Origin of the sequence: Haloarchaeobius amylolyticus (assembly GCF_026616195.1) — an archaeon.
Classification (GTDB): Archaea; Halobacteriota; Halobacteria; order Halobacteriales; family Natrialbaceae; genus Haloarchaeobius; species Haloarchaeobius amylolyticus.
Genome location: NZ_JANHDH010000001.1, coordinates 1,925,850 through 1,940,552, shown reverse-complemented (window position 1 = coordinate 1,940,552; position 14,703 = coordinate 1,925,850). Strand labels below are relative to the sequence as shown.

At 68.2% G+C, this 14,703-nt stretch carries 15 protein-coding genes; 4 read left to right on the top strand and 11 right to left on the bottom strand.

What is annotated here, in order from left to right; all coding sequences use genetic code 11:
- Positions 1 to 165: 165 nt before the first annotated feature.
- From NOV86_RS10015 to hemL, 3 genes are all read right to left on the bottom strand, one after another.
- Positions 166 to 360, bottom strand: a complete 195-nt coding sequence (locus NOV86_RS10015; protein WP_267641219.1) for a hypothetical protein — start codon at positions 358 to 360, stop codon at positions 166 to 168.
- A 68-nt stretch (positions 361 to 428) separates the two neighbouring features.
- Entirely contained in the window at positions 429 to 1,070 is a 642-nt protein-coding gene (locus NOV86_RS10010; RefSeq protein ID WP_267641217.1) for a class I SAM-dependent methyltransferase, read from the bottom strand.
- Positions 1,071 to 1,111: 41 nt separating this feature from the next.
- The gene (gene hemL, locus NOV86_RS10005) at positions 1,112 to 2,452 is read right to left on the bottom strand and encodes a glutamate-1-semialdehyde 2,1-aminomutase (protein ID WP_267641216.1); all 1,341 of its coding nucleotides are present in this window, start codon (positions 2,450 to 2,452) and stop codon (positions 1,112 to 1,114) included.
- A 108-nt stretch (positions 2,453 to 2,560) separates the two neighbouring features.
- On the opposite strand from hemL, the gene NOV86_RS10000 reads away from it, so the two are divergent.
- Positions 2,561 to 3,463: a DMT family transporter gene (locus tag NOV86_RS10000; RefSeq protein WP_267641215.1), complete on the top strand. Its 903-nt coding sequence runs from the start codon at positions 2,561 to 2,563 to the stop codon at positions 3,461 to 3,463.
- On the opposite strand, the gene NOV86_RS09995 is transcribed toward NOV86_RS10000, so the two are convergent.
- The 8 genes from NOV86_RS09995 to hemB all read right to left on the bottom strand — a co-directional run bounded on the left by NOV86_RS09995 (position 3,417) and on the right by hemB (position 12,554).
- The gene (locus NOV86_RS09995; RefSeq protein ID WP_267641213.1) at positions 3,417 to 4,067 is read right to left on the bottom strand and encodes a phosphoribosyltransferase; all 651 of its coding nucleotides are present in this window, start codon (positions 4,065 to 4,067) and stop codon (positions 3,417 to 3,419) included. The two genes, NOV86_RS10000 and NOV86_RS09995, sit on opposite strands and share 47 nt — an antisense overlap.
- Positions 4,068 to 4,140: 73 nt before the next feature.
- A complete protein-coding gene (locus tag NOV86_RS09990) occupies positions 4,141 to 4,719 on the bottom strand; it encodes a TetR/AcrR family transcriptional regulator (RefSeq protein WP_267641211.1) in 579 nt (192 codons plus the stop codon).
- 95 nt (positions 4,720 to 4,814) lie between these two features.
- On the bottom strand, positions 4,815 to 6,485 hold the full coding sequence (locus tag NOV86_RS09985) for an ammonium transporter (RefSeq protein ID WP_267641209.1): 1,671 nt from the start codon (positions 6,483 to 6,485) through the stop codon (positions 4,815 to 4,817).
- 383 nt (positions 6,486 to 6,868) lie between these two features.
- On the bottom strand, positions 6,869 to 7,237 hold the full coding sequence (gene glnK1 / locus NOV86_RS09980; protein WP_267641207.1) for a nitrogen regulatory protein GlnK1: 369 nt from the start codon (positions 7,235 to 7,237) through the stop codon (positions 6,869 to 6,871).
- Entirely contained in the window at positions 7,230 to 8,666 is a 1,437-nt protein-coding gene (locus NOV86_RS09975; RefSeq protein WP_267641205.1) for an ammonium transporter, read from the bottom strand. Before NOV86_RS09975 ends, glnK1 begins: the two co-directional genes overlap by 8 nt.
- 421 nt (positions 8,667 to 9,087) lie before the next feature.
- Complete coding sequence (locus NOV86_RS09970) at positions 9,088 to 9,702, bottom strand: plastocyanin/azurin family copper-binding protein (RefSeq protein WP_267641203.1); 615 nt, start codon at positions 9,700 to 9,702, stop codon at positions 9,088 to 9,090.
- A 2-nt stretch (positions 9,703 to 9,704) separates the two neighbouring features.
- A complete protein-coding gene (locus NOV86_RS09965) occupies positions 9,705 to 11,474 on the bottom strand; it encodes a hypothetical protein (RefSeq protein ID WP_267641202.1) in 1,770 nt (589 codons plus the stop codon).
- Positions 11,475 to 11,573: 99 nt separating this feature from the next.
- Complete coding sequence (gene hemB, locus NOV86_RS09960; protein WP_267641200.1) at positions 11,574 to 12,554, bottom strand: porphobilinogen synthase; 981 nt, start codon at positions 12,552 to 12,554, stop codon at positions 11,574 to 11,576.
- Positions 12,555 to 12,672: 118 nt separating this feature from the next.
- On the opposite strand from hemB, the gene NOV86_RS09955 reads away from it, so the two are divergent.
- From NOV86_RS09955 to NOV86_RS09945, 3 genes are all read left to right on the top strand, one after another.
- Positions 12,673 to 13,371, top strand: a complete 699-nt coding sequence (locus tag NOV86_RS09955) for a VTT domain-containing protein (RefSeq protein WP_368408740.1) — start codon at positions 12,673 to 12,675, stop codon at positions 13,369 to 13,371.
- 70 nt (positions 13,372 to 13,441) lie between these two features.
- Entirely contained in the window at positions 13,442 to 14,035 is a 594-nt protein-coding gene (locus tag NOV86_RS09950) for a GNAT family N-acetyltransferase (RefSeq protein ID WP_267641198.1), read from the top strand.
- Positions 14,036 to 14,578, top strand: coding sequence for a GNAT family N-acetyltransferase (locus NOV86_RS09945; RefSeq protein ID WP_267641196.1), 543 nt, complete (start codon positions 14,036 to 14,038; stop codon positions 14,576 to 14,578).
- Positions 14,579 to 14,703 lie beyond the last annotated feature (125 nt).

Here is a 14,703-nt window from a genome sequence, read left to right as displayed (position 1 = left end):
CGCTCGCGCTCGAACCGGGCGAATTCGCGAACCTGAGGGGCCGAACCGCTGTTCCGCGGTCGACACCGATGTTCCTCCAATCTGTCGGGATGTATCGTATACTGCTATATCAAATCGGACTCGCGGCGCGAGAGACGGTGCTGTAGCGACCGACGGGAAACAGCGCTACCCGTCCTGTGCGTCGCCCCAGAGCTGTTCGTACAGCCCGAGGACGCCGACGAGCGCGAAGAACACGGCCAGCCCGGCCTGGGGCATGCTCGTGGCGGTCGTCCAGACCACGGCGGCCGCCACGAGGAACAGGACGGCGGCGAGGAGGTTGGCGCGACGCGAGCCCCGGAACGAGGACAGCGGGTTCGCCATGCTATCGAGTACGTGATGTATCGACTTCGGTGTTGGGCCCGGAGTGGCTTGCGGCGGTACGTCCCAGCTCAGTCCGCGGTCCGGGCCACCACCGCGAAGAAGGGGTCCCCGCCCATTCCGGGCAGCACCGACTGTCGCGACTCGCGGACCGTCTCGACCGCGGTGAACCCGGCCGCCTCGCAGTACCGCACCACGAGGTCGGCCCGGTCGTCCATCGACCCCTCGCGCCACGCCCGGATGGCCTTCTGCCAGAACGTTCGGTTCGAGAACGAGACGACGAGGATTCCACCGGGGCGGAGGACCCGCGCGAACTCGCGGAAGACAGGTACGGGATACTGAAGGTACTGCACCGAGACGGCACACAGCACCGCGTCGAAGCTATCGTCGTCGAACGGCAGGTCCTGCTTCCGGTTCAGGTTCTGGACGACGTACGCGTCGAGTCGCGGGTTCTCCGCGAGTTCGGCCTCGTTCAGACCGTGGCCGACCACGCGCTCGAAATTCGTCCCGTCGGGCAGGTGCGACACCCAGCTCGACATCGCGTCCAGTACCTCGTCGCCGTCGTCGAGGTGCTCGCGGTACAGGTCCGTGAGCCGCCTCCTGAACCCCCTGTCGACGTGGTGGACGAAGCGCGGCTGGTCGTAGAACGCGTCGTCGGGGCCCGAATCGAGCTTCTGACGGTCCGCCTCGGAGAGGACCGGGTCGTCTGGCATCGGATGGGAGTAGGGAGCGGAGGGAGAAATGCGGTCGGTCGCTACAGCGCTTCCCTGTACGCGTCCAGCGTCTCCTCGACGTCCTCCTCGGTGTGGCCGTAGCTCACGAACTGGGACTCGAACTGGTTCTGGCTGAGGAAGACGCCCTGTTCTTTCATCTTGGGCCAGAAGAGCCGCCGCCAGCGGTCGGTCTCGGCCGAGGCCACGTCGCCGCCGTTCTTCGGGCAGTACGCGAAGCGCGGGCACTCCTGGCGCTGCCGGCAGCCGTCTTCACACTGGCCTTCGAGGTCTGCCGGCCCCTCGCGCGTGAAGATGACCTTGAACATCGAGTCGGTCCCGACGACGGTGTACTCGGGGGCGTAGTCGGCACAGAGCTCGGTGAGGCCACGCCGGAGCTTCTCACCGAGGGAGTTCACGTGGTCGTACACGTCGTTCTCGGCGGCGAACTTGAGGGTCTCCAGCCCGGCGGCCATCGTCACGGGGTGGCCCGAGAAGGTGCCGGCCTGGAACACGTCGCCCGAGGGCGTGAAGTTCCGGATGATATCGGACTTGCCGCCGATGGCGCCGACGGGGAAGCCGCCGCCGATGATCTTCCCGAACGTGGTGATGTCGGGGTCGATGTCGAACTTGCCCTGGGCGCACTGGAGGCCGCCGACGCGGAAGCCGGTGATGACCTCGTCGAAGATGAGCAGGGAGCCGTGGTCCTCACACAGGTCTTCGAGCGTCTCGTGGTACTCGTCGGTCGGGGAGACGATGCCGTAGTTCGCGAGGATGGGCTCGACGAGGACGCCCGCGATGTCGTCGCCGTGCTTCTCGAAGACGTTGTGGGCGGCCTCGTGGTCGTTGAACGGGATGGCGATGGTGTGCTCGGCGAAGTCGTCGGGGATGCCCGGGCTGGAGGGGTGGAGGTCGCCGCCTTCGCCTTCGACGAGCGTGGAATCGTTCGCGCCGTGGTAGCTGCCCTGCATCACGACGATCTTGTCGCGGCCGGTGTAGGCGCGGGCGAGGCGCACCGCGGAGACGGTCGCCTCGGTCCCCGAATTCACGAACCGGATCATCTCGACGCTCGGGACGTGCCGGGTGACGAACTCGGCGTGTTCGACCTCGATCTCGGCGGGGGCGCCGAACATCGGACCGTTGCTCGCGTGCTTCTGGACCGCGGACTGGACCGGCTGGGGCAGGTCGTGACCGAGCAGGAGCGGCCCGAGGCCCATCACCCAGTCGATGTAGCGGTTGCCGTCGGCGTCGATGACGTGGCCGCCGTCGCCGCGTTCGACGAAGAAGGGGTACGGCTCGATGGCGGCACGGACCGCAGAGTTGACGCCACCGGGCATGACGGAGAGTGCCCGGTCGTACAGGTTCCGCGAGTTCTCCTCGTGCATGGCTGGGCGTTCGGAGTCGGTCCTAAAAGGGTTGACTCACTGACCGCGGATCGTGTTGAGCGTTGCCACCACGCAACTCCTAATGTGGGACCCGTCGTCGGTCGACCCGTGACGCGACACGAGAACCTGTTCGGCTTCGTCGCACTCGCCGCCCTGTGGGGTGCGTCGTACCCGGCCATCCGCGCCGCGAGAGCCGGCGTCGAACCCCTCCTCATGGCCGCGCTCCGCTTCGACGCCATCGGGCTCGTCGTGCTCGCCTACGCGGTCGCCCGCGGCCAGCGCATCTGGCCGAGTGCGGGGGACGCCCGGACCGTCCTCGTCGGCGGCGTCGGTATCATCGCGATACACAACGGCCTGCTGTTCGCCGGCCAGGCGCGGGTCTCCGGCGCGGTCGGCGCGGTCGTGCTCGCGACCGTCCCCATCTGGAGCGTCGGCTTCGCGGCCGCGTTCCTCGACACCGCACAGCCGACTCCCTCCCGGGTGGCCGGCGTCTGCCTCGGCCTCGTCGGGACCGCTGTCCTCGCCGTCCCCGGGCCGACTGCGGTCGACGCCCCGGACCCGGTCGGGGTCGCGCTCCTGCTGGCCTCGGCGGTCGCCTTCGCGCTCGCCGCCGTCGGCCTGCGCCGCGAGAGCCCACAGCTCGGGGTCGCCGCCAGGCAGGGCTGGATGATGCTCGTCGGCGGGCCGCTCCTCCACGTCGGCAGCGTCCTCGCGGGCGAGGCACAGACGGTCGCGGTCACCTCCCGCGTCGTCGTCGCCTTCGGCTACCTGGTGCTCGCGGCCGGCGTGGTCGGCTACCTGCTCTACTTCGCGCTGCTGGACCGGCTCGGCCCGGTCGAGATCAATCTCGTCGGCTACGTCGCGCCCGTGTTCGCGACGCTGGTCGGCTGGCTCTGGCTGGACGAGGTGGTCTCCGGCGGGACCGTCGCGGGCTTCGTCGTCATCTGCGTGGGCTTCGCGCTGGTCAAACGCCGGGCGCTCCAGGGCGCTCTCCGTGCAGCATCGCGATAGCCTCCTCGTCGGAGACCTGCTCGAAGCGCTCGTAGAACTGCCCGACGGCGGCGAAGTGCGGCGGTGCCTCGACCACGACCACGTCGTCCGCGACCTGCCGGAGCTGTTCGAGCGTGTTCGGCGGCCCGACCGGGACGGCGACGACGACCGAGGCGGCGTCGGCGTTCCGCAGCGACTCCACGCAGGCGAACATGGTCGCGCCGGTCGCGACGCCGTCGTCGACGATCAGCACCCGCCTGCCAGCGACGGTCTCCGGCCCGTCGACCCGGTAGCGCTCGGCCTTCTCGCGGGCCAACTGGGCCACGCGCTCGCGCTCCTCGTCGATGTACGCCTCGTCGACGCCGAGACGGGCGATGAGTGGTTCGTTGCGCCACAGGCTCCCGTCGGCCGCGACCGCCCCGATGGCCAGTTCCGAGTTGCCCGGCGCGCCCAGTTTCTTGGCGGCGACGATGTCGAGCGGGACCTCGAGTTCGTCGGCGACGACGCGCCCCAGCGGGAGTCCGCCCCGCGGTACGGCGACGACGAGGTCGACCTCGTTCTCCAGGTCGCGCGCGTCGATGACCTCGAACAGTCGCTCGGCTGCCTCCGTCCTGTTCTGGAACATCTGTGTGAACAAGTACCACACGAGGCTACATGCCTCTTCGCTCTCGCATTCCAAGTCCCACCCGGACGAGGTGTCAGGCGCTCCGGATGTCGGCGAGGACGAACTGGTCCAGTGCGTCCCGCAGCCGGGCGGAGTCGTTGCCCAGCGCCTCCTGTCGGAGTGCGGCCTCGTGGACCGAGAAGATGGCCGAGGCGGCGAGGTCCGGGTCGACGGGGTCGAAGCAGCCGACCTCGACGCCCGCTTCGATGGTCTCGACCAGGGAGTCGTACATCACCGAGTGGAGGCTGTCGAGGCTGGCCTGGATGCGCTCGTCGCGCAGGGCCTGGACGTACAGCTCGAGGTAGGGTTCGAGCAGGCCGTCGGCGTCGAGCGTGTCGAGCCCGACCAGCGCCTCCAGCAGCACCCGGAGCCGGAGATGTGGCTCCTCGGGTGCGAGCATCACCAGCTCGGCGAACCGGTCGCTCTCGTACTCGAGGAACGATGCGACGAGATGCGTGGTGTCGTCGTAGTACCGGTCGAGGGTGCCCTCGTCGTACTCACACCCCGTCGCGACCGTCTCGAACGAGAGCTCGCGGTACCCCTCCTCGGCCAGTGCCTCCCGTGTGGCCTCCATGATGGCGCTCTCGACGACTGGTTTCGGTCCCCCCGCCATGTCTCGGTAGGAACAGCGACTGGTATCATAAAAAACGCACTGGCCGATTCGCCCGTGTCAGATGCTCTCTGGCCGTAAGAGCAAAGTAGGGGTGTCTAGACCGCGTCCGGACCGCGGTTGCCGGTGCGGACCTGGTAGGCGTCGTCGACCGGCATGACGAACACCTTGCCGTCGCCCTTCTCGCCGGTGTGGGCCGCGTCCGCGATGGCCTCGACCACGTCGTCGGCCGGGATGTCGGCGACGACGGTCTCGACCTTGACCTTCTGGTGGAGGTCGACGACGTACTCCTCGCCGCGCCACTGGCCCTTCTTGGCGGGCTGGGAGCCGCGGCCGGAGACGTTCGTCACGGTCAGCGACGGTGCGCCGGTGGCCGCGAGCGACTGCTTGACGTCACCGAGCTTGTCCGGGCGGATGTACGCGACGACCATCTTGATGGCGTCGGGGTGGCCGCCGTCGGTGCGGAACACGTCCATGCCGCCGTCGGTGACGACGTCGGGCTGGCCGAACTCGGGGTAGGTGTCGACGCCGTGTTCGCTGACGTCGAGGCCCTCGCGCTCGTGGGATTCGGAGACGCGAGCCTGGCCGAGTGCCTTCGCGGCGCCGAAGACGAGGCCGGTCGCGAGGACGGTCCAGCCGACGATGAGCACGACGCCCGCGATCTGGGCGACGAAGCTCGCTTCGGCACCGGGAACCGCGACCAGCGGGAACGCGAGCGCGCCGAGGATGCCCGCCGAGCCGTGGACCGGGAAGACCGCACACACGTCGTCGATCTTGAGGCGCTTCTCGACGAACTCGAAGACGACCGGGAGCTGTGCCCCGGCCAGGAGGCCGACCGCGATGGCACCGGGCCAGACGATGGCGTCCGCGATGCCCGTGATGCCGACGAGGCCGGCGAGCAGGCCGTTCGCGACGTAGAGGGTGTCGACCTTCTGGGTCTTGACCAGCGAGACGGTCGCGGCGCCGATGGCCCCCGCGGTCATCCCGAGGGTGGTGACGAGCGCGACGCGGCCGACGTAGGCGAAGTCACCGAGTGCGAGGGTGCCCTCGGCGGCCTGGGCCGGCGAGAACACGGTCGCGGCGGTCCCGACGTTGAAGCCGTACCAGCCGAACGCGAGGATGAGCGTGCCGAGCACGGCGAACGTCAGGGAGTGGCCCGGGATGACGTTCGTGCTGCCGTCCGGGTTGTAGCGGTCGATGCGCGGGCCGATGACCCACGCGGCGGTGAGGCCGGCGACGCCGCCCATCCCGTGGACGATCATGCCGCCCGCGAAGTCGTGGAAGCCGAGCTGGTAGAGGATGCCCTCGCCCCACGTGAACCCGACCACGACGGGGTAGATGACGCCCGCGAGGAGGATGGTGTAGCCGACGTAGGCACGGAGCTTGGCGCGCCCGGCGACCGCGCCGGAGACGATGGTGGCCGCGGTCATGGCGAACACCGCGCCGAAGAGCCAGCTGACCCACGCGCCGGAGCCGTCGTTGATGTAGCCGAATGCCCCGCCGACCGTGGCGGTGTTGGGACCGGTCCATGCACCGACCAGCGTCGCGATACCCGCACCCAGCGCGAAGTACAGCATCACGCCGACGCTCCAGGTCAGCATGTTCTTGGTCAACTGGTTCGCGACGTTCTTCGAGCGCACCTGTCCGGCCTCCAGCATGGCGAAGCCGGCGTGCATGAAGAAGATGAGGAAGGTGACGACGAGCACCCACATGAGGTTCAGGCCCTCGACGAGGGTGGCGACGTCGGTCTGGAGGGGGGTCAGTACCATCTTCCCACCTCCGCGGTCGCGTCGATACTTGCTGGACGTTCGTGCACCGAGTGGCTGGAATTCGTGAATTCCGTCATGCTCACTTCGGTTAAACGCTCACGGAACTGTATCACATAAAGCTACGTACTGCAGGTGTCCAGTTTTTCGCCTGTAATAATTCGAGCGTCCAGATTATAATCGGATACAGTGTGTATAAGGTTGTAACACCGCCACGCTCTGGACAAATGTTGCCACAGAACCAGACGGATGTCGTGTCAGAATGAGGAGGGATGCGGGCCGTTCACCATGTCGCGCGTGGCCCGCGGTGTCTTGCCTGCGAATGCTAGGGACCGGAAGTCAGTAGTGGTGGCACAGGGAGGGCGGCACCTGCCGTCGGCGCTCGCCTACACTGCTTCCACCCCCTCCTTCCCGGTGCGGACCTGGTAGGCGCCCTCGACGGGAAGGACGAATATCTTGCCGTCGCCTTTCTCGCCCGTGTGGGCGGCCTCGGCGATGGCGGAGACCACGTCCTCGGCCGGGACGTCGGCGACGACGGTCTCGACCTTGACCTTCTGGTGGAGGTCGACGACGTACTCCTCGCCGCGCCACTGGCTCTTCTTGGCGGGCTGTGACCCGCGACCGGAGACGTCCGTCACGGTCAGCGACGGCGCACCGGTCTCGGCCAGGGCACGCTTGACGTCGGTCAGGCGGTCGGGCCGGATGATCGCGACGACCATCTTGATGTCGGTGTCGATGGCCTCGACATCAGTCATCGGTCTCACCTCCGGACTCCGGGACCGTCTCGCCGCCGTCGGTGCGGACGCCGCCGTCCGTGCTCAGCGTGGCACGGGGCGAGTCCGGGCCGCTGTCGCCGACGAACTCGGGGTACGTCGAGATGCCGTGTTCGCCTGCGTCGAGGCCGGCGACCTCCTCCTCCTCGGAGACACGCAGCCCGAACACCGAGTCGAGCACCTTGAACGTGACCGCGGTCGCCGCGACCGTCCACAGCGCGATGATGGCGACGCCGAGGACCTGCATGACGAGCTGGGTCACGCCCATGAAGGCGTAGCCGTCACCCAGGATGGCGACGCCCGAGCTGGACGCCCCGAACACCGGGATGAGGACCGTCCCCAGCGCGCCGGCCGCGCCGTGGACCGCGAAGACGCCACACACGTCGTCGATCTTCAGCGAGTCGACCGTCCAGCGGTACGCCGGCAGCACGATGGCGCCGCCGAGGGCACCGAGGATGAGGCCGCCCCACCAGGTGACGTGCGGGACCGCGCCCGTGACCGCCACGAGGCCGGCCAGCAGGCCGTTCGCCATCCAGAGCGGGTCCGGCTTGCCCTGCCAGAACGTCGAGACGAGCATCGCGGCCACCGCGCCGGCACCCATGCCGAGCGTGGTGACGAGCACGACGCGTCCGAGTGCAGCGCCCATGAAGGCGACCGAGCCGTCGTCGGCGACCGACAGGACCGTCGCCTGCGTGCCGACGTTGAAGCCGTACCAGCCGAACGCGAGGATGAGCGTGCCGAGCACGGCGAGCAGCATCGAGTGGCCCGGGATGGGCTGGCTGTTGCCGTCCTCGTCGAAGCGACCCTTGCGCGGGCCGACCATCTTCGCGGCGACGAGGCCCGCGATGCCGCCCACCATGTGGACGACGGTCGCGCCGGCGAAGTCGAGGTAGCCGACGCCGAGTGCGCTCCCGAGGTACCCGCCAGCGGACGGTCCGGCGAGCAGGCCGCCGGACCAGGTCAGCCCCTGGACGACCGGGTAGATGATGCCCGTGATGACCCCAGCGAAGACCACGTACGCACGGAAGTCCATGCGTTCCGCGACTGCCCCGGAGACGATGGTGGCCGCCGTCATGGCGAACACCGCGCCGAACACCCAGTTGATCCACCCGGTCGCGCCGGGTTCACCGATGTACGAGAACGCCCCCATGATGTCGAGCGCGCTCGAGGAGGTCAGGCTGCCGACGATGCCGGCGACCCCAGCTCCCACGAGGAAGTAGACCAGGACACCCAGGCCCCAGTCGGTCATGTTCTTCATCAGGACGTTCCCGACGTTCTTCGCACGGACCTGCCCCGCCTCCAGCAGCGCGAAGCCCGGCTGCATGAAGAAGATGAGGAACGACACCACGAGCACCCACACGTAGTTGATGCTGTTCGCGATGGCCGCCGCGTCCGCCTGCAGTGGCAACATCAGCAGTTCACCCCGTCGAATCCGAACCCGATACCCGAGATACCCATACGACCGTCCACGTTTTCAGCTATTTCGACCATGTTTGTGACTGTTTTCTCCGGTCGATGGCGTAGGGAGATTACTATTTAGTAGTTAGCGTTGACGAGCGTCCAGAATTTCGCTACCTAATGGGCGTATGTCCAAACTAAAATCGAATCAAGTCAATATAAGGTTGTTTAGCGTCCAGAAAGTGGGTGCTCGTCCACGCGATTCCCGGACGCGTGTCCAGCGTGTAGAACGATGATGGTCTCTCGCATGGGTCGTGTTCCCACGCATCCGGGTCGTCGCCTTCCTGCGATTCTCTGTGTGGCAAGAATCGCGCGCGCCGTGGTGGCGCGCTGGTGGTGCAGCGCCGTCTCCGCCGGGGACACCGGCGCGGTCGTCACTCCGACTCCGACGACCACTCGTCGTAGGGGACAGACCCCTCGGAGACGATGCGGTCCGACGCCGGGAGCGTCCCGTCGGGGTTCCCCGACTCGGTCGCGGGGCCGCCCGGGCTGCCGACGACGATACGGCCGATCATCTCGACTCCCTTGTGCGGGATGCAGAAGTAGTCGTGCGTGCCCTCGGCCGCCAGCGTGGCCGTCCTGACCGTCCCCGTCTCGCTCCAGGTGCCGGTGTCCCACGCCTTCGCGGCCTGCGGGACGCGGCGCTCCAGGACGGCCTCGTTGTCGGGGTGGTACGCGGTCGCCGAGTGGGCGCCGGAGACCAGCTCGAAGGCGATGGTGTCGCCGGGCTCGACGTGGAGCCCGATGGGGTCGAAGTAGAGGTCGGTGTAGAGCCCGACGGTGTGGTCGGCACTCGTCGTGGTCGTCCCCGTCTCCGCCGTCGTATCGGTGGGCTGTTCGGTCTCCGTCGTCGTCCCGGTGTCCGGCGACTCCGTGGCCGTCGTCCCGACCTCGCCGCCGAGACACCCGGCGAGGAGCGTCCCGGTCGCGAGCCCGGCGACCCGCCGCAGCGCGGCCCGCCTCGACGGTGTCTGGCTGTCCTCGCGCATCGTCAGTAGTTCTCCGCGCGCATCCGGAACCGGAACATGAACGGGTTCGTGGTCGCGTGCAGCCCCTGCCCGGTGTCGCGCGAGGAGTACAGCCGGACCAGCGGTTTCTCGCCCTCGACCGAGTTCCCGCGGAGGTAGTTCTCGGGGTCGAGGTACTCCTGGTGTTCCAGCATCTCCTTGACGACGCCCTGGAGCGTCTGGTCGTACTCGACCAGTTCGGGGTCGTACTGGAGCAGGTAGTTCTGGTCGCCCGGGCGCTCGAACACGAGGCGCTCCGGGCCGTCCTGTCGTTCGACCCGGAACGCCTCTACGTCGCCCCGGTCGACGCGGGTCTCCTCGGTGACGGGCGACCACTCGCTCCCGTCGCTGGTCGCCATCGTCGCGGCCTCGTACCCCGGTTCGATGCAGAGGTGGAACGTGTACTTCGGGTAGCCGTTCGTCGTCCGGAAGCCGGTCGTCGGGTGTCGGGAGGTGACCGTCACGACGCCGTCGTCGTGGAAGTTCCAGTCGATGAGGTAGCGGTACGGGCCCCAGCTCTGGCCGAAGCGCCACTCCCAGTGGTCGAGCGACCCGGTGTGGTAGCTCCCGCGGATGCGGAAGCCGCCGTCGAAGTCGTGCTTCTCGATGACGCCCGGCCCGGTGAACCCGAGGGTGTCCCAGAAGTGCCAGTTCGCCTGTCCCTCCGGGACGCCCGGCGCCTGTAGCCCGAACGGTTCGTAGTCCGAGAACATCCAGGGGACCTTCGTCTCGGTGCCGAACACCGGCTTCCCGTTGTAGGAGGCCATCACACGGTAGGCGTCGTGGAGCGTGTTCTCCCACTCGACGGTCCACCCGGCCTGCTCGATGGTCTGTGCCGGCCGGTTGATGGCCCAGTCCTCGTGCTCCATGTCGCCCGGCGGGTCGATCTCGGCCTCCGCGTACTCGCCGGGGTCGGTGCCCTCGGCCTCCGCCGCGACCCCCGTCAGCGGGGTGGTCGTCTCGCGCGTCGGCCGCTGGACGCCGAGGACCTCGTTCGTGTCGCCGGTCGTCACCGCCGCGCTGATGGCCACGAGGTCGCCCTCGTCGTTGTTCCAGTTGAACAGGACCGGGGTGACGACCCCGATGGGGTACTCCTCGGAGTACGCCGTGATGATGGAGTAGTCCGAGGCCGCGACGAACCAGTCCTTGCCCTCCAGGGCCTGCTGTATCTGGTCGTTCTGCATCGCCGCCTCCACCGTGGCCATGTTCATGTTGTCGTAGTTCTGCTCGATGGTGTGTGGCTCGCGGGTCCGGACGTCGACGGCGAGCAGGTCGTCCGTCTCGCGGTGGACGAGCGCGCGGACCTGCTTGATGTCGCGGTACTCGATGGTGTGCCCAGAGTCGAGCGACCCCTGCACGTCCATCTCGTGGGGCGCGAGTATCTCGACGAAGTCGACGTCCTCGAAGATGCGGTGGTACGCCGTCGCGGAGACGGCGTCCTCGACCAGCGTCGTCACCTCGTCGACCGCGAACAGCTGCTTCAGGGCGGCCTCCTTCCGCGTCTGGACCAGTTCGTCGGGCGAGGCGGCGTCGCGGACCGGGAGGTACGTGAGGTCCTCGACGACGCCTGCCATGTCCTCGTCGGTCTGCGTCTCGGTTCCGGTGTCGGTGGCCGTCCCCGTGTCGGTCGCCGTGTCTGTCCCCGTCCCGGGCTCCGTCTCGGTCTGCTGGCCGGTGTTGCATCCGGCCAGTCCGACGCCCGCGCCGAGCGCCAGGGAGCGCAGGACCCATCGGCGGTGTGTCTCTCGTGCCATGACACGCATATCTATCACGAATTTTTGTGATTGTTATGCGCAACGTACCGGCACCCGTCGTTCCAGAATCCTCCGATTAATCCGCAGGCAGGCGCCGACTCAGAGCCGGTCGGCGATGTCCTCGGCGAAGTAGGTGAGGACCAGGTCCGCACCGGCGCGCTTGATGGAGAGCAGCGACTCGTGGGCGACCGCCTCGAGGTCGAGCCAGCCCTTCTCCGCGGCGGCGTGGAGCATGGCGTACTCGCCCGAGACGTTGTAGGCGGCGACCGGGTGGTCGAACTCGCGGCGCACGTCCGCCACGACGTCGAGGTACGGCAGCGCCGGCTTGACCATCAGCACGTCCGCGCCCTGCTCCACGTCGAGGGCGACCTCGCGCATCGCCTCGCGGCGGTTCGCGGGGTCCATCTGGTAGTGCCGGCGGTTCCCGAACGCGGGCGCGCCGTCGGCGGCGTCCCGGAAGGGCCCGTAGAAGGCCGACTCGAACTTCGCCGCGTAGCTCATGACGGGGACGTCCTCGTGGCCGTCCTCGTCGAGTGCCTCGCGGATGGCGCCCACCATCCCGTCCATCATGCCGGAGGGCGCGACCATGTCGGCGCCGGCGCGGGCGTGCGAGACGGCGATGTTCCCCAGCAGGGGGAGCGTCGCGTCGTTGTCGACGGTGAGGTCGGGGTCCTCGTGGGCGTGCTCCTCGAGGACGCCGCAGTGGCCGTGCTCGGTGTACTCACAGAGGCAGACGTCGGTGATGACGTAGGCGTCGGTCTCCGCGGTGATGCGCCGCGTCGCCTCCTGGACGACCCCGCCGGTGGCCCAGGCGCGCGACCCGCGTTCGTCCTTCTCCTCGGGGATGCCGAACAGCATGACGGCCTCGACGCCCGTCGCCAGCACCTCCTCGACGCGGGCGACGGCCTCCTCGACGGGGACGCGCTCGTGACCCGGCATCGACTCGATGGCCTGTCGCGAATCGGTCGTCGCGTCGACGAACACGGGCGCGATGAGGTCGCTCGCCGAGAGGCTCGTCTCGCTGACGAGCCCCCGGATGCCGTCGCCGCGCAGGCGGCGTGGTCTGTCGGTAAGGTCCATGTCCGTACCTTCGACGGGTCGGCCCAAAGTCCCGTCGCTCGGCACGGCCCGGGCGGGGGCCATCGCTGGCCACGCCCGAACAGAACACATATGCCTCGCGACCCGGTCGTGTGGAACGATGACGGTCGCCGCCACACTCCCCCTCCCCCTCGTCGTGCTCGCGGCGCTACTGCCCCTCGGCGTCGCCTCTGTGCTCTCCGAGGACTTCCGGGACTCGACCCGTCGCCTCGCGCTCGACTACGGCGTGTTCGTGCTGTTCGGCTTCTTCGCCATCCTCGGCGTCTGGTTGTTCCTGAACCGCGACGCGGCCTTCTTCGAGGTGTTGCTCCAGCGGTACTGGCTCGCGGCCCTGTTCGCCATCTTCATCCTCGAAGGGGCGATGCTGCTGTACTTCGCGCCCAGCGAGTCGCTCGTCCCGGTCGCCATCGGCCTCGCCATCGAGACCGACATCGCGCCGAACACCCTCCCCGTGTTCGCGCTCATCATCGCGACCTCGGTCGTCGGTGCGACCATCGGCCAGTACCTGCTGTTCCTGCTGGCCAAGCGCTGGGGGCGCGAGCGCCTGCTCGAACGCCCGTGGTTCCGGGTCAGCGACGACCAGCTCGCCCGGTTCGAGGGCTGGTTCGGCAAGTGGGGCCTGCTCGCCGTGCCGATGAGCAACACGCTCCTGTTCACCCGCGGGATGCTCACGGTGCCGGCGGGCCTCTCCGAGATGAAGGACCGCCACTTCGTCGCGCTCTCGGCGCTCGGGACACTCTCGTTCGAGGTCGTCCTCGCGCTCCTCGCGATGGGCATCCTCGAACTCGGCTTCCTGTAGCCGGTTCGACCGTGACAGGGCCTCACAGTGCCCCAGAAAGTCTTTTGTGATGGGTTCCACACACGTAGCCATGCCTGGTGCCCCGTTCCTCCACGGCGAGACCGTGACACTCCGGACGATGGAGGAGGACGACGCTGTGTTCCTCCGCGACCACTCCAACGACCCGCGCATCCGCCGACCGATGACGATGACGGGTCCGACGAACCTCGAACAGCAGCGCGAACACATGCCCGACGGCGACGACGACGGCCCCGGTTTCTCCGTCCTCGTCTGCGTCGAGGGCGAACAGACCGGCTACAACGAGCAGTACGTCGCGGAGGACGGCGACACGACGGTCGAACCCGTCGGTGTCGTCTTCTGCTGGCCGCGCGAGGAGACCGCCGGCGACTTCGAGATCGCCTACTGGCTGACCCCGCCGGCCCACGGCGAGGGCTACATGTCCGAGGCCGTCTCGCTCGCGCTCGACCACGCGTTCGGCCAGCTCCGTCTCCATCGGATCCGCGCCCGCGTCCTCACGTGGAACGACGGCTCGCGCGCCCTGCTGGAGAAGCTCGGCTTCACCGAGGAGGGCGTCATGCGCGACGCGAAGTTCGTCGACGGCGAGTACGTCGACACCCACCTGTACAGCATCCTCGAGGACGAGTGGCGCGCGGAGGACGCGTAGATGCCGGGCGCGCTGTACCTCGACGGCGACGACGTGACCCTCCGGACCGTCGAGGAGGAGGACCTCGACTTCGTCAACGAGACCGTCAACATCCGGCAGGTCCGCCTCGGGATGACGATGGCCGGGCCCGCCCCGATGGCCGCGAGCGAGCACCACTTCGAGGAGAACATCTCCGACGACGAGAGCGTGAACCTCCTCGTCTGCGTGGACGACGACGAACCCGCCGGGATGGTCATCATGTTCGACATCGACGACCGCCGCGGCAGCGCCGAGATCGGCATCTGGCTCCACCCCGACTACCACGGCAACGGCTACGGCACCGAGGCCGCCGCGTTGCTGGTCGACCACGCGTTCGACCAGCGTCGTCTGCACCGCGTGCTCGCGCGCGTCCTCACCACGAACGAGGCCTCCGCCCGCATCTGGGAGAAGCTCGGGTTCACCCACGAGGGGACCCTCCGCGAGTCGGAGTTCATCGACGGCGAGCACGTCGGGATGCGGTACTTCGGCCTGCTCGAAGACGAGTGGGACGGGCTGGACGCCTGAGCCGGCAGGGTGGTATCACGCAGTCGAGTGGTCTTCGCCTTTCGTGTGAAGGGCTGTACTGATATACCCACGCGAGCCTACGTCTCGTACACTCCTCTCCAGAGATAGCACGTGGCGCACAACGA

Coding starts and splice junctions, on each gene's coding strand:
- NOV86_RS10015 (WP_267641219.1), bottom strand. CDS start 360: ATGGCGAACCCGCTGTCCTCGTTCCGGGGCTCGCGTCGCGCCAACCTC.
- NOV86_RS10010 (WP_267641217.1), bottom strand. CDS start 1,070: ATGCCAGACGACCCGGTCCTCTCCGAGGCGGACCGTCAGAAGCTCGAT.
- hemL (WP_267641216.1), bottom strand. CDS start 2,452: ATGCACGAGGAGAACTCGCGGAACCTGTACGACCGGGCACTCTCCGTC.
- NOV86_RS09995 (WP_267641213.1), bottom strand. CDS start 4,067: ATGTTCCAGAACAGGACGGAGGCAGCCGAGCGACTGTTCGAGGTCATC.
- NOV86_RS09990 (WP_267641211.1), bottom strand. CDS start 4,719: ATGGCGGGGGGACCGAAACCAGTCGTCGAGAGCGCCATCATGGAGGCC.
- NOV86_RS09985 (WP_267641209.1), bottom strand. CDS start 6,485: ATGGTACTGACCCCCCTCCAGACCGACGTCGCCACCCTCGTCGAGGGC.
- glnK1 (WP_267641207.1), bottom strand. CDS start 7,237: ATGACTGATGTCGAGGCCATCGACACCGACATCAAGATGGTCGTCGCG.
- NOV86_RS09975 (WP_267641205.1), bottom strand. CDS start 8,666: ATGTTGCCACTGCAGGCGGACGCGGCGGCCATCGCGAACAGCATCAAC.
- NOV86_RS09970 (WP_267641203.1), bottom strand. CDS start 9,702: ATGCGCGAGGACAGCCAGACACCGTCGAGGCGGGCCGCGCTGCGGCGG.
- NOV86_RS09965 (WP_267641202.1), bottom strand. CDS start 11,474: ATGGCACGAGAGACACACCGCCGATGGGTCCTGCGCTCCCTGGCGCTC.
- hemB (WP_267641200.1), bottom strand. CDS start 12,554: ATGGACCTTACCGACAGACCACGCCGCCTGCGCGGCGACGGCATCCGG.
- NOV86_RS09955 (WP_368408740.1), top strand. CDS start 12,673: ATGACGGTCGCCGCCACACTCCCCCTCCCCCTCGTCGTGCTCGCGGCG.
- NOV86_RS09950 (WP_267641198.1), top strand. CDS start 13,442: ATGCCTGGTGCCCCGTTCCTCCACGGCGAGACCGTGACACTCCGGACG.
- NOV86_RS09945 (WP_267641196.1), top strand. CDS start 14,036: ATGCCGGGCGCGCTGTACCTCGACGGCGACGACGTGACCCTCCGGACC.